The sequence below is a fragment of the Stenotrophomonas sp. YJH_SMC_48-3 genome (genome assembly GCF_059369375.1).
This window is the reverse complement of record NZ_JCAFSQ010000002.1, coordinates 364064-378008: the sequence shown is the minus strand read 5'-3', so window position 1 is coordinate 378008 and position 13945 is coordinate 364064. Positions and strand designations below refer to the sequence as shown.

Sequence of the window (13945 nt, the reverse complement as noted above, 5' to 3'; positions counted from 1 at the left end):
GCGTTGTTGCGTTGTTGCGTTGTGATGCGGGTACTGCGGGTGTTGCGCCGGGCCGGGCCCGGAGTTGCGGGTTCCGCGTCAGAACTCGCCGCGGAACCAGGTCTTGAGCTTCTTGAACATGCTTCCAGCGCGCCCGGTCGGCAGCGATGGCCGCCGCGGGTGCTCGATCTGGCTGCCCATCAGCAGCAGGCCCACGCCGGTGGCGTGCACCGGGTTGCCCACCACTTCGCCCAGGCCGGTGACGTGCTGCGGGATGCCCACACGCACCGGCATCTGCAGCATTTCCTCGGCCAGTTCGACCACGCCCTCCATCTTCGAAGCGCCACCGGTCAGCACCATGCCAGCGCGCACCAGTTCCTCGAAGCCGGAGCGGCGCAGTTCGGCCTGCACCATCTCGAAGATCTCCTCGTAGCGGCCCTGCACCGCCTGCGCCAGCGAATGGCGCGGCATGCGGCGCGGTGGACGGTCGCCCACCGACGGCACCTGGATGCTTTCCTCGGCGGTGGCCAGCTGGGCCAGGGCGCAGGCGTAGCGCACCTTGATCTGCTCGGCTTCCGGGGTGGGCGTGCGCAGCATGTGCGCGATATCGTTGGTGACGTGGTCGCCGGCGATCGGCAGCGAGGCCGTGTGGCAGATCGCGCCCTGCACGAACACCGCGATGTCGGTGGTGCCGGCGCCCATGTCGACCAGCACCACGCCCAGCTCGCGTTCGTCAGCGGTCAGCACCGCAACGCTGGAGGCCAGCGAGGACAGCACCAGGTCGTCCACCTGCAGGCCACAGCGCTGTACGCACTTGCTGATGTTGGCTGCGGCCGACTGCGCGCACACCACCAGGTGCGCATGCACCTCCAGGCGCACGCCGGTCATGCCGACCGGGTTGCGGATGCCTTCCTGCGAATCGTCCAGCACGTACTCGCGCGGGATCGCGTGCAGGATCTTCTGGTCGGCCGGAATCGCCACCGCCTTGGCCGCATCGAGCACGCGATCCAGGTCGCCCCAGGTCACTTCCCCGTCACGGATCGGCACGATGCCGGGCGAGTTCTTGCACTGCACGTGGTTGCCGGAGATCGAGGCGTACACCGAGCGGATCTCGCAGCCGGCCATCAGCTCGGCTTCTTCCACCGCGCGCTGGATCGACTGCACGGTCGATTCGATGTCCACCACCACGCCGCGCTTCAACCCGCGCGATTCGTGCGAGCCGATGCCGATCACTTCGATCGGGTTGCCCGGCGAATACTCGCCCACCAGCGCCACCACCTTGGAGGTGCCGATGTCCAGGCCAACGATCAGCGATTTGTCACCCTTGCGATTCATGTCCTTTCCTGCGTCCTGCTGGCTGGGGTCGCCGGCGTTTTCGCCGGCGTGGCCGGGGTACCCCAGCTCAGCGTGAAACCATTGGTGTAGCGGAGGTCGGCGCGCTCGATCGGCGCGTCCTGGCGGTTGAGCTGTGGCAGTACCTTGACGAAGCGCTGCAGGCGCGAGCGCGCATCGTCACGGCCGACCACCACTTCGGTGCCGTTGCTCAGCACCAGCGACCAGCTGCCGCGTGCATCCATCGTTACCCGGCGCACATCGACGCCGGCCGGTGCGAACAATGCACGCGAGTCGCTGTACAGCTTCATCACTTCTTCGGTCTGGCTGTCCGGGCCGTCCAGTTCGGGCAACGCCAGGTCGGCCAGCTTCTTCGGCGTGGGGAACAACTTGCCCTGCTCGGAAACCAGGCGGTCGTTGCCCCAGCGCGCGAACGGCTTGTGCTCGACCAGGGTCACTTCCAGCACGTCCGGCCACTGCTTGCGCACCCGCGCGCTTTCCACCCACGGCAGTTTTTCCAGTGCGTCCTGCGCGTCCTGCAGCTTGACCGCGAAGAAGCCGGCGCGCGCATACGGCAGCAGCACCTGCTGCAGCTGCTCGGCCGGTACCCGCTTGAACTCGCCATGCACGCGCAGCTTCGCCAGCGGCCAGCGCTCGGCGCCGACCCAGCCATTGACCACGGCCACCACCGGCAGTGCAACCACCGACAGCGCCAACAGCCAGACGAAGATGCGCAGCACCGCGTTCATGCGTGCGAAGCCTCCAGGGTCTGTTCCAGCACGCGCCACACCAGTTCCTCGAAACCGATGCCGGCCTGGCGGGCCGCCTTGGGTACCAGCGAATGGCTGGTCATGCCCGGCGCGGTATTCACTTCCAGCAGGAAGAAGCGGCCGCTGCTGCGGTCGCGCATCACGTCCACGCGGCCCCAACCACGGCAGCCGGCCGCGCGGAACGCGGCCAGCGCGATGCGGCGGATTTCCGCTTCGTCGCCACCCTCCAGGCCCGGGCAGAGGTACTGGGTGTCCTCGGCGATGTACTTGGCGTTGTAGTCGTACCACTGGCCCTTGGGCACGATGCGGATCGACGGCAGGGCAACGTCGCCGAGGATGGCCACGGTCAGCTCATCGCCCACCACCATCTGCTCCATCAGCAACTGGCCGTCGTAGCGCGCGGCCAGGGTCACGGCCTCGTCCAGGCCAGCCTCGTCGGTGACCCGGCTGATGCCCACGCTGGAGCCTTCGTTGGCCGGCTTGACCACCACCGGCAGGCCCAGCTCGGCCGCCAGTGCATGCACGTTCGATGCGTCGACCTTGCGGTATTGCGGGGTCGGCAGGCCCAGCGACAACCACACCTGCTTGGTACGGATCTTGTCCATGCTCAGCGCAGAGCCCAGCACGTCCGAGCCGGTGTACGGCACGCCGAAGGCGTCCATCAGGCCCTGCACGATGCCGTCCTCACCACCACCGTTGTGGCCGTGCAGGATGTTGAACACACGGTCGATGCCGCCGGCAGCCAGCGCCTTGGCCAGCGCCGGAATGCCGTCCACCGCGAACGCATCGACACCGCGCGACTGCAGTGCTTCCAGTACGTTGCGGCCGGAATCCAGCGACACCTCGCGTTCGCTGGAAGTGCCACCGAGCAGCACGGCGACGCGACCGAACACAGCCGGGTCGGTCACGCGCAGCGGCGGGAAGGTCAGCGTGCTCACGCCTCGCCCTCCCCCTTGAAGCCTTCCACCGCGATGTGGGTGGCCACGGCGCCAATATCGCCCGCCCCCATCATCAGCAGCAGGTCACCGTCCTGCAGCACGTCCGGCAGCACGCTGGCCAGTTCGGCAGCCTTGCCCACCACCACCGGCTCGCTGCGACCGCGGGCGCGGATGGCGCGGGCCAGCGCATGCGAGTCGGCACCGGCAATCGGTTCCTCACCGGCCGGGTAGACCTCGCTCAGTACCAGTGCGTCGACGCTGGACAGCACCGCAGCGAACTTGTCGAACTGGTCACGGGTGCGGCTGTAGCGGTGCGGCTGGAAGGCCACCACCAGGCGCTTGTCAGCCCAGCCACCGCGGGCCGCGGCGAACACGGCCTCCAGCTCGCTCGGGTGATGGCCGTAGTCATCGATGATACGGACCTTGGCACCACTGGCGGTGGTCACTTCGCCCAGATCGTTGAAGCGACGGCCGACACCGGCGAAGCTTTCCAACGCACGCGCGATGGCATCCGGCGCCACGCCCAGCTGCCAGCCCACTGCGGCGGCGGCCAGCGCGTTGAGCACGTTGTGCCTGCCCGGCAGCGCCAGCACCACTTCCTGGCTGGTGCCCTGCGGCAGGCGCAGGGTGAAGCGCATGCGCGGCCCTTCCTGCACCACGTTCTCGGCGCGCACGTCGGCCTGCGGGCTCATGCCGTAGCTCATCACGTGACGCGGGGTTTTGGCGGCCAGCGCGGCCACTTCCGGGTCATCAATGCACAGCACGGCCAGGCCGTAGAACGGCAGGCGCTGCAGGAATTCGGCGAACGCCGCCTGCACGCGGGCAAAGTCGTTGCCGTAGTTTTCCAGATGGTCGGCATCAATGTTGGTGATGATCGACATCAGCGGGTTCAGGCGCAGGAAGCTGCCATCGCTTTCGTCGGCCTCGGCCACCAGCCACTGGCCTCCGCCCAGCTTGGCGTTGGCACCGGCCGCCAGCAGCTGGCCACCGATCACGAACGTCGGGTCCAGGCCACCTTCGCTCAGCACCGCAGCAGTCAGGCTGGTGGTGGTGGTCTTGCCATGGGTACCGGCCACGGCGATGCCGCGGCGGAAGCGCATCAGCTCGGCCAGCATCGCCGCACGCGGCATGATCGGAATGCGCTGGCTGCGCGCTTCCATCAGTTCCGGGTTGTCTTCGCGGATGGCACTGGAGACCACCACGCAGTCGGTGCCCAGTACGTTGGCTGCCGAGTGGCCGCGCATGATGCGCGCACCCAGGCTGGCCAGCCGACGGGTTGCCACGTTGTCGGCGTTGTCCGAGCCGGACACCTCATAGCCCAGCGTCAGCATCACTTCGGCGATACCGCTCATGCCGGTGCCGCCGATGCCGACGAAATGCACGCGCGGGAACGCGCGCACCAGGTCGTTGGTGTCGTGCAGGCGACGGATCATGCGCGGCCTCGCGCAGGGCAGGCGCGGTGGCATGCCTTCTTCATACAGCTTCCTCAAGAATGATATCGGCGATGCGCTCGGCGGCATCGACCTTGGCCAGGGCACGCGCGGCTTGCGCCATCTGCATGCGGCGGGCGGGATTTTCGGACAGATCGCGCAGCAGTGCGGCAATGCCGTCGGCCAGCGTTCCGTCCTGCTTCAGCAAAACCGCAGCACCGCGCTCGACCAGATACTCCGCATTGCGGGTCTGGTGATCGTCGACGGCAGCGGGGAATGGCACCAGCACACTGCCGACACCGACCGCGCACAGCTCGGCCAGCGTCGAAGCGCCCGCGCGGCACACCACCAGGTCGGCCCAGGCGAAGGCCTCGGCCATGTCGGCGATGAACGGCGTGATGTCGGCCAGCACGCCGGCCTTTGCATACGCCTCCACCGCTTCGGCGTGCATTTTCTCGCCACTCTGGTGGCGCACCTGTACCGGAATGCCGGGGCCGAGTGCGGCGATCGCCTGCGGCACGCCGGTGTTCAGTGCACGCGCGCCCTGGCTGCCGCCAACCACCAGCACGCGCAGCGGTCCGTGGCGGTCGGCGAAGCGCTGTTCCGGCGGTGCGGTGGCGGCGATCTCTGCGCGCACCGGATTGCCGACGAACTCCTCACGCTCGGCGAAGGTACCCGGGAAGCCGGTGAGGAGGCGGCGCGCATAGCGCGACAGGATGCGGTTGGTCATGCCGGGCGCGCGATTCTGTTCGTGCACCAGCAGCGGGAGGCCGTGCAGGCGGGTGGCCATGCCACCGGGGCCGGAGGCAAAGCCACCGAAGGCGACCACCGCGCGCGGCTGGCGCTTGCGGATGATCATGCCGGCAGCGCGCAGCGCGCGCATCAGCCGCCACGGCGCGCCCAGCAGGGCCAGCTTGCCCTTGCCGCGCAGGCCGGTGATGGCCAGCGTGTCGATTGGAATGCCGTGCTGCGGCACCAGTCGCGTTTCCATCGCGCCGTCGGCGCCCATCCAGGTCACCGGCACGCCGCGCTCGCGCAGCACGCGGGCCACAGCCAGGCCGGGAAAGATGTGACCGCCGGTGCCACCGGCCAGGATCATCACCGGACGCACGCTATCGGTGGCCGCGCTCATGACAGCCTCCCGAAGGTCGGTTCGATACGCGACTGAAGGCGGCTGGTGCCGCGCGTGGCGTTTGCTGGAGCTGGAGCTGCGGCCGTCGCCCCGGCGCTGATCGGCGCGCTGGCGGCCACCTGCACGGCTGGCTCGCCCACCGGCTCAGCAGATGCGTCTTCGGCACCACCGATGCGCACGGCCTGGCGGCGCTCGGCACGCTTGAGTTCATAGGACACGCGCAGCAACAGGCCCATCGCAACGCAGGTCATCAGCACCGACGAACCGCCGGAGGAAATCAGCGGCAGAGTAAGTCCCTTGGTCGGCAGGATGCCCAGGTTCACGCCGATCGAGACGAAGGTCTGCATGCTGATCCACAGGCCGATGCCGAAGGCGATGTAGCCAGAGAAGTGGCGCTTCATTTCCACGCAGCGCATGCCCAGCCAGAAGGTCCGGCCGACCAGCAGCGCGTACAGGGCCACGATCACGCAGGTGCCCAGGAAGCCGAATTCCTCGGCGGTGACCGAGAAGATGAAGTCGGTATGCGCTTCGGGCAGGTAGTACAGCTTCTGCACCGAGTTGCCCAGGCCGACGCCGGTCCACTCGCCACGGCCCACCGCCATCAGCGCGTTGGACAGCTGGTAGCCGTCGCCCTGCTGGTCGGCCCACGGGTCCAGGAAGGAGGTGATGCGGCGCATGCGGTACGGCTCGATGATCGCCAGGGCGCTCATGCCGACCAGGCCGATGATCACCGGCATCGACATGCGCGGCATGTTCACCCCGCCCAACACCAGCATGCCGGCGGTGATCGCCAGCAGCAGGGTGGACGAGCCGAAGTCCGGCTGCAGCAGCAACAGCACCACCAGCGCACCGGCCACGCCCAGCGGCTTGAGCATCGCCGGCCAAGTCGCGTTGACCTCGTCGCGGAAGCGCACCAGGTAGCTGGACAGCCAGACGATGTAGAGCACTTTCACCGCCTCGACCGTCTGGAACTTGGAGATGCCCAGGTTGATCCAGCGGCGCGCACCGTTGACCGTGCTGCCCAGGCCCGGCGCGAACACCGCCAGCAGCAGCACGAAGCAGCCCAGCAGCAGCATCTGGTTGTACTGCTCGATGGACTTCAGCTCGGTACGGGCGGCAAGCACCGCCAGCACGATACCCACCGCCAGGAAGATCAGGTGGCGGTTGAGGTAGTAGAACGGGCTGCTCATCAGCGCGATCGAGCTGGACGCCACCATCACCACGCCAATGCCGGTGAGCGCGATGATCGCGCCCAGCAGCCACTTGTCGTAGCTGCCTTCGATGGCTTCAAGGCGTGTTGCCTGGCGGGACAGGTCGTTCATCTCAGCGCACCTTCAACGTGGCCAGGCCGATCAGCACAAGCACGACGGAGATGATCCAGAAGCGCACGATCACGCGCGGCTCCGGCCAGCCCTTCAGTTCGAAATGGTGGTGGATCGGCGCCATGCGGAACACGCGCTTGCCGGTCAGCTTGAACGAGGCCACCTGGATCATCACCGACAGCGTCTCGATGACGAACACGCCGCCCATGATCACCAGCACCAGCTCCTGGCGGGTGATCACCGCGATGGTGCCCAGCACCGCGCCCAGCGCCAGCGCGCCGATGTCGCCCATGAACACCATGGCCGGATAGGTGTTGAACCACAGGAAGCCCAGGCCCGCGCCGGCGATGGCCGCGCAGATGATGACCAGTTCGCCGGCCCCCGGGATCTGCGGGATCTGCAGGTAGTTGGCGAACACTACGTTGCCCGAGGCGTAGGCGAACACGCCCAGCGCGCAGGCCACCAGCACGGTCGGCATGATCGCCAGCCCATCCAGGCCGTCGGTCAGGTTCACCGCATTGGAGAAGCCGACGATCCAGAAGTAGGCGATCGCCACGAAGCCGATGCCGGCCAGCGGCAGCGCCACCGACTTGAACATCGGGATGTAGAAGGTCAGCGCTGCCGGCACGTCGGCTGTATGGAACAGGAACAGGCCGGCAGCCAGGCCGAAGATCGACTGCAACAGGTATTTCCAGCGCGACTTCAGCCCGTTCGGGTCGCGGCGGACGATCTTGATCCAGTCGTCATACCAGCCGATGGCACCGAAGCACAGCATCACTGCCAGCACCAGCCACACGTAGCGGTTGCGCAGGTCGGCCCACATCAGCACCGACAGGGTGACGGTCAGCAGGATCAGCGAGCCACCCATGGTCGGCGTACCGGCCTTGGAGAAATGGGTCTGCGGGCCGTCCTTGCGGATCGGCTGGCCGCCCTTGAACTGGGCAAGCTTGCGGATCATCGCCGGGCCGAGCCACAGCGACAGGAACAGGGCCGTCAGCGCGGCAAGGATGGCGCGGAACGTCTGGTAGTTGAACAGCCCGAACAGGCTCTCCAACTGCTGCAACCATCGAGCCAGTTCATACAACATGCGGGGATTCCTCTCCTTGCGCCAGCAGCGCTTTGACAATCGTGTCCATGGCGCTGCCACGGGAACCCTTGACCAGGCAGCGCACGCCGGCGTGCAGCTCGTCCTTCAGCGCCTTCGACAGCGCGTCATGGGTGGCGAAATGACGGCCGCCTTCGCCGAAAGCGGTAGCGGCAGCGGCGCTGAGCGGGCCCAGCGCATACAGGCGCTTGAGGCCGGCCGACCGCGCGCGGAGCCCGGCCTGCGCGTGCAGCGCTCCGGCGTCCGGACCCAGCTCACGCATGTCGCCCAGCACCAGCCAGCCCTCTTCCGGCGCGGCGGCCAGGGCGTCGATGGCCGCGGCCAGCGAACCGGGATTGGCGTTGTAGCTGTCGTCCACCAGCACCGCGCCATTGCGCAGCAGATGGGCAATCTGGCGGCCCGGTACCGGCTGCGCCTCGGCCAGGCCAGCCGCGATCAGCGACAGACCGACACCGGCGGACAGCGCCAGGCTGGCGGCAGCCAGCGCATTGCTGACGTTGTGGCGACCCGGCAGGCCGAGCACCACGCGAGCCTCGCCGGCCGGCGAGACCAGGGTGAACTGGCTGCCCTGCGCACCTGCGCGGATGTCGCGCGCGGTCACATCAGCAGTATGTTCCAGACCGTAGCGCAGCACGCGGCAGCGTGCCGGGGTACCGACGAAATGCTGTTCGAACCAGCGGCCGTAGGCATCGTCGGCGTTGATCACCGCCACGCCATCGGCCGGCAGTGCGGCATAGATTGCGCCCTTGGTCACGGCCACGCCAAGCAGGCTGCCCATGCGTTCCAGGTGCGCCGGGGCGATGTTGTTGACCAGGGCATAGCGCGGGCGGGCGATTTCGGTCAGGTAGGCGATATCACCCGGCTTGCCGGCGCCCATCTCGTAGACGGCGTAGTCGGCATCTTCCGGCGCATCGATCACCGCCAGCGGCAGGCCGATCTCGTTGTTGCGGTTGCCCGGGTTGGCGTAGACCACCTTGTGGGCGTGCTGGGCCACCTGCTGAAGGATCGACAGCAGCAGGCTCTTCACGCTGGTCTTGCCGTTGCTGCCGGTGATCGCGAACACCTCGGTGTCCCGGTCACGCTGCATGCCGGTGGCGATCTTCGCCAGTGCAAGCTCGCTGTCGGCCACCAGCACCTGCGGCAGCTCGACCGGCAGCAGGCGCTCGACCAGCAGCGCGCTGGCACCGCGCACCTGTGCGTCGGCGGCAAAGTCATGGCCGTCGAAGCGCTCGCCGCGCAGCGCCATATACAGGCTGCCAGGACCGAGGCTGCGGGTGTCATTGCTGACCGCGTCGATGGCCACGTCGTCGCCGTGGATCTCACCGCCGGCCCAGTGGGCGATCAGCGAAAGCAGAGTGCGCTTCACGCGGCACCCTCCCCGGCCTGCGCCTCTAGTACACCGGCCTTGGCCGCCAGTGCAGCGGCAGCCACCTCGGTGTCGTCGAAGTCATGGCGCACACCGTTCACTTCCTGGTACGGCTCGTGGCCCTTGCCAGCAATCAGGATGATGTCGCCGGCACCGGCACGCTTCACCGCCAGGCCGATCGCACGCGCGCGACTGCGCTGCACGGTCACGGCATCGGCATTCTGGAAGCCGGCCAGGATGTCGGCGACGATCACGTCACCGTCTTCGCCACGCGGATTGTCGTCGGTGACGATGACCTGGTTGGCCAAGCGCTCGGCGATCGCGGCCATCTGCGGACGCTTGCCGGTGTCACGCTCGCCGCCGCAGCCGAACACGCAGAACAGCGTACCCTGCAGGTGACCATGCAGGCTGCCCAGCGCTTGCTCCAGCGCGTCCGGGGTATGTGCATAGTCGACCACCACGGTCGGCAGGCCATTCTCGCCGCCGAGGCGGTTCATGCGGCCGCGGATCGGCTGCAGCGCCGACAGCACCTCGGCGATGCGTGGCAGCGGCTGGCCCTGCGCATGCAGGGTACCGGCCACCGCCAGCAGGTTGTCCACATTGAAGCGGCCCAGCAGCGGCGAATGCACGGCTGCGCGCTGGCCGTCGATGACCAGTTCAAACGCAATGCCACGACCATCCAGCTGCAACGCTTCGGCGCGCACGCTGGCATCGCTGGCACCACGCGAACTCAGGCCGATCGGCTGCACGCCCACCGGCAGGACGGCGAACAGCTGGCGACCGAAGGCGTCGTCCAGATTGATCACCGCTGCCTTCAGGCCCGGGCGATGGAACAGCCGCGCCTTGGCCGCGCCGTAGCTGGCCATGTCGCCGTGGTAATCCAGGTGATCGCGGGTGAGGTTGGTGAACACCGCCACGTCGTAGTGCACGGCATCGACGCGGCCCTGGTCCAGTGCGTGCGAGCTGACCTCCATCGCCACCGCGCGCGCACCGGCGTCGCGCAGCTGTGCCAGCAGCGCATGCATCTGCAGCACCAGCGGCGTGGTGAAACCGGTCGGCTCGACCGCACCATAAAGTCCGGCGCCCAACGTGCCGATACTGCCACTGGGCGTTCCGAGCAGGTGCCAGGCCTGGGCCAGCAACTGCACGGTGGAAGTCTTGCCGTTGGTGCCGGTCACGCCCACCATCGCCATCGCCCGCGACGGCGCGCCATGGAACTGGTCGGCCATCGCACCCATGCGTGCGCGCAGGCCCGGCACGGCGATCGCATCGGCTGGCGCCGGCAGTTCGGCCGGTGCCGGGGGCTCGAACAGGATGGCGCTGGCACCGGCCGCGCGGGCCTGCTCGACAAAGTTCAGGCCATGCGCGCCGAAACCGGCGATGGCGACGAAGGCATTGCCGGGACGCACGGCGCGGCTGTCCAGCGCCAGCCCGGTCAGAACGGGATCATGGCCCGCCAGGGCCACGTCGGGAAGCAACTGCGAAAGCAACATCGAAGGACTCATTGCGTGCCTCCCGTAACGGGGGGCGTCTGGGCGTGCGCGCTCGGCAGCGCAGCATCGAATTCAGCGGCGGCATCCACCGGCAGCGCGGTCTCGGCCGGCGGTGCGGGCAGGATCGAGGCCGAGTGGCCGACCTTGCCCGACTGCTGTGCGGCCAGCCATGACTGCAGGTCATCCAGCGGCACGTCCATCAGGCGCAGTGTGCCTTCCATCACGTTGTGATAGACCGGCGCCGACACCAGGCCGCCGTAGAACTTGCCGGCCTGCGGATCGTTGATGACGATGACGGTGGCGAAGCGCGGGTTGGTGGCCGGCACCACACCGGCAAACAGCGCGTTGTAATGGCCACGCTCGTAACCACCCGGGCCGGTCTTGCGCGCGGTACCGGTCTTGCCGGCTACGCGGTAACCCAGCACTGCTGCCTGCTTGGCGCCGCCCTGGGTGACCACCGTTTCCATCATCGCCACCACCTGCCTGGCGACGCTCTCGTCGATGATCTGATGCGCTTCGTTGCGCTGGCCCTTGACGAAGGTCGGCGCGATCAACTTGCCGCCATTGGCCAGCGCCGAGTAGGCGGTGGCGATCTGCAGCGGTGTCACGTTCAGGCCGTAGCCGTAGGACATGGTGGTCTTGGTGGCACCGTCCCAGTTGGCCGGGCGCCGCACCACGCCACCGGATTCACCCGGGAACCCGCTGTGCGGCACCGAGCCGTAGCCGAAACGGCGCACGCCGTCATAGAACACCTGGTCCGGCATCTTTGCCGCGACCTTGGCCGCGCCGATGTTGGAACTGCGGGTGATCACGCCGGTCACGTTCAGCACGCCGTTGTTGCGCGGCACGTCGCGGATGGTGAAGCGGGCCACCTGCATGTAACCCGGGTTGGTATCGATGATGGTGTCCTTGGTCACCGCACCAGCCTGCAGCGCCGTGGCAATCGTCAACGGCTTCATCGTCGAACCCGGCTCGACCAGGTCGGTCACCGCACGGTTGCGGCGCGCATCGGGCAGCGCGCCGGTCAGCGAATTCGGGTTGTAGGTGGGCAGGTTGACCATGGCCAGGATCTCGCCGGTGTTCACGTCCATGATCACCATCGAACCGCCGGCCGCTTTGTTGGCCACCAGCGCGTTGCGCAGTTCCTTGAACGCCAGGTACTGGATGCGGCGGTCGATGCTGAGCGTCAGGTCCTTGCCCGGTTCGGCGGCGCGCAGCAGATCGCTTTCGACGGTCTCGCCCTTGCGGTTGCGGATCACCCGCTTGGCACCGGCCTTGCCGCGCAGCCATTCGTCGAACGCCAGCTCCAGGCCTTCCTGGCCGCGGTCGTCGATGTTGGTGAAGCCCAGCACGTGCGCCATCGCCTCACCCTGCGGGTAGAAGCGGCGGAACTCGCGCTGCGCGGCCACGCCCGGAATCTTCAGCGCGACCACCTTTTCTGCCTCGTCCGGATTGATCCGGCGACGCAGGTACATGAATTCCTTGTCCGACTTCTGCGACAGGCGGCTGCTCAGCTCATCCACAGACATGCCGACCGCCTGGGCCAGCTCCGGAATGCGCTCGGGCGAACGCAGCAGGTCCTGCGGATTGACCCAGATCGAGGCGACCGGGGTGGACACCGCCAGCGGCTCGCCGTTGCGGTCGGTGATCATGCCGCGCGAGGTCTTGATCGGCAGCTCGCGCAGGTAACGGGCCTCGCCCTGGCGCTGGTAGAAGTCGCTGTTGATGATCTGCACGTAGGCGGCACGACCGACCAGCGACACCGAGCACAGGCCGAGCGCCAGCGCGACCCAGCGCAGGCGCTGGCGCAGGTTGAAGGCGTTGCGCGGGCGGTTGCGGCCGGTCTTGCTCATGGCCGCACCACCACGATGTCGGCGGCCTCGGGGAACTTCATGCCGAGCTTCTCGCGGGCGATGCGATCGACACGGTTGGCTTCGGCCAGGGTGGCCTGTTCCAGCTGCAGGCGACCGAACTCCAGGTTGATGTCATCGCGCTTGCGCTCGGCGCGCGACAGTTCGATGAACGTCTGCCGGTGACGATGACGCACGAACACGACGCCGATCGCCGAGGCCACGGTGGAAGCCAGCAGGATGATCAGCAGCAACCGGCTCATGCGTCGGCCTCCCGCTTCTGCGCCACGCGCAGCACGGCGCTGCGGGCACGCGGGTTGGCGGCCAGCTCTTCGTCGGTGGCCTTGATGGCACCGCCGATCAGGTCCAGCGTCGGCACGAACGCGACCGCCTCGGGCAGGCGGCGGTTGGCCGGCGGCGCCTTGGCCAGGCGGTTCATGTACTGCTTGACGATGCGGTCTTCCAGCGAATGGAAGCTGATCACCGCCAGGCGGCCACCGGGCTTGAGCCGTTCGACGGCGGCATCCAAGCCGGCCTCCAGATCGGCCAGCTCGCGGTTGATGTGGATGCGGATGGCCTGGAAGCTGCGCGTGGCCGGGTGGATCTTGTCTTTTCCACGCGGCATCACCGAGGCGATCAGCTCGGCCAGTTCGGCGGTGCGGGAGAAGGGCTGCTTCTCACGGCGGGCCACGATGGCACGGGCGATGCGGCGGCTCTGGCGCTCTTCGCCGTAGGTCCACAGCACATCGGCGATCTCGCGCTCTTCCACGCGGTTGATCCACTGCGCGGCGCTTTCACCACTGTCCGGATCCATGCGCATGTCCAGCGGGCCGTCCTTGCCGAAGCTGAAGCCACGTTCGGCCACGTCCAGCTGCGGCGACGACACGCCGAGGTCGAACAGCACGCCGTCCAGGCCTTCGGCCGTCGCATCCCACTGCAGCAGCTGGGCGAAGCTGCCACGGAAGATGGACACGCGCGGGTCCGGCGCGAAATCGCGCTCGGCAACGGCGATGGCTTCCGGATCCTTGTCCATGACCAGCAGGCGCCCCTCGGGACCGAGCTGGGTGAGCACGCCACGTGCATGACCGCCACGACCGAACGTGCCATCCAGATAACGTCCGTTTTCGATCACCCTCAGGCCTTCAAGGACCTGGGTGTACAGGACCGGCAGGTGCACCGCCGGCGACTGCGACACCGGAAGGTGACCGGTCTGCGCTTCTGGGCGCAT

The 13945-nt window shown here is 67.8% G+C and carries 11 protein-coding genes and 1 pseudogene; all 12 read right to left on the bottom strand.

Translation table 11 applies throughout. The features are described from left to right. Positions 1-78 precede the first annotated feature (78 nt). The 12 genes and pseudogenes from ftsA to rsmH all read right to left on the bottom strand — a co-directional run bounded on the left by ftsA (position 79) and on the right by rsmH (position 13945). The gene (ftsA, locus tag AC5P65_RS04545; RefSeq protein WP_005408083.1) at positions 79-1314 is read right to left on the bottom strand and encodes a cell division protein FtsA; all 1236 of its coding nucleotides are present in this window, start codon (positions 1312-1314) and stop codon (positions 79-81) included. 68 nt (positions 1315-1382) lie between these two features. Continuing rightward, positions 1383-2060, bottom strand: a pseudogene (locus tag AC5P65_RS04540) (cell division protein FtsQ/DivIB); the annotation flags it as partial. Further along, the gene (locus AC5P65_RS04535) at positions 2057-3019 is read right to left on the bottom strand and encodes a D-alanine--D-alanine ligase (RefSeq protein WP_021203431.1); all 963 of its coding nucleotides are present in this window, start codon (positions 3017-3019) and stop codon (positions 2057-2059) included. The gene AC5P65_RS04535 and the pseudogene AC5P65_RS04540, both read right to left, overlap by 4 nt. Beyond that, entirely contained in the window at positions 3016-4452 is a 1437-nt protein-coding gene (gene murC / locus AC5P65_RS04530) for a UDP-N-acetylmuramate--L-alanine ligase (RefSeq protein WP_019661073.1), read from the bottom strand. The genes AC5P65_RS04535 and murC overlap by 4 nt, the downstream gene beginning before the upstream one ends. 40 nt (positions 4453-4492) lie before the next feature. After that, a complete protein-coding gene (gene murG / locus AC5P65_RS04525) occupies positions 4493-5581 on the bottom strand; it encodes an undecaprenyldiphospho-muramoylpentapeptide beta-N-acetylglucosaminyltransferase (protein ID WP_111098015.1) in 1089 nt (362 codons plus the stop codon). Then, positions 5578-6903 carry a putative lipid II flippase FtsW gene (gene ftsW, locus AC5P65_RS04520; RefSeq protein WP_111098016.1) on the bottom strand — a complete coding sequence of 442 codons (1326 nt, stop codon included), beginning with the start codon at positions 6901-6903 and terminating at the stop codon, positions 5578-5580. Before ftsW ends, murG begins: the two co-directional genes overlap by 4 nt. A gap of 1 nt (position 6904) precedes the next feature. Next, complete coding sequence (gene mraY, locus AC5P65_RS04515; protein ID WP_019661070.1) at positions 6905-7990, bottom strand: phospho-N-acetylmuramoyl-pentapeptide-transferase; 1086 nt, start codon at positions 7988-7990, stop codon at positions 6905-6907. Further along, positions 7980-9374, bottom strand: coding sequence for a UDP-N-acetylmuramoyl-tripeptide--D-alanyl-D-alanine ligase (locus AC5P65_RS04510; RefSeq protein ID WP_180832828.1), 1395 nt, complete (start codon positions 9372-9374; stop codon positions 7980-7982). Before AC5P65_RS04510 ends, mraY begins: the two co-directional genes overlap by 11 nt. Further along, on the bottom strand, positions 9371-10879 hold the full coding sequence (locus tag AC5P65_RS04505; protein ID WP_021203427.1) for a UDP-N-acetylmuramoyl-L-alanyl-D-glutamate--2,6-diaminopimelate ligase: 1509 nt from the start codon (positions 10877-10879) through the stop codon (positions 9371-9373). The genes AC5P65_RS04510 and AC5P65_RS04505 overlap by 4 nt, the downstream gene beginning before the upstream one ends. Then, positions 10876-12720, bottom strand: a complete 1845-nt coding sequence (locus tag AC5P65_RS04500; RefSeq protein ID WP_019661067.1) for a peptidoglycan D,D-transpeptidase FtsI family protein — start codon at positions 12718-12720, stop codon at positions 10876-10878. Before AC5P65_RS04500 ends, AC5P65_RS04505 begins: the two co-directional genes overlap by 4 nt. Continuing rightward, positions 12717-12980, bottom strand: a complete 264-nt coding sequence (gene ftsL, locus AC5P65_RS04495; protein WP_005412242.1) for a cell division protein FtsL — start codon at positions 12978-12980, stop codon at positions 12717-12719. The genes AC5P65_RS04500 and ftsL overlap by 4 nt, the downstream gene beginning before the upstream one ends. Then, complete coding sequence (gene rsmH, locus AC5P65_RS04490) at positions 12977-13945, bottom strand: 16S rRNA (cytosine(1402)-N(4))-methyltransferase RsmH (RefSeq protein ID WP_012479154.1); 969 nt, start codon at positions 13943-13945, stop codon at positions 12977-12979. Before rsmH ends, ftsL begins: the two co-directional genes overlap by 4 nt.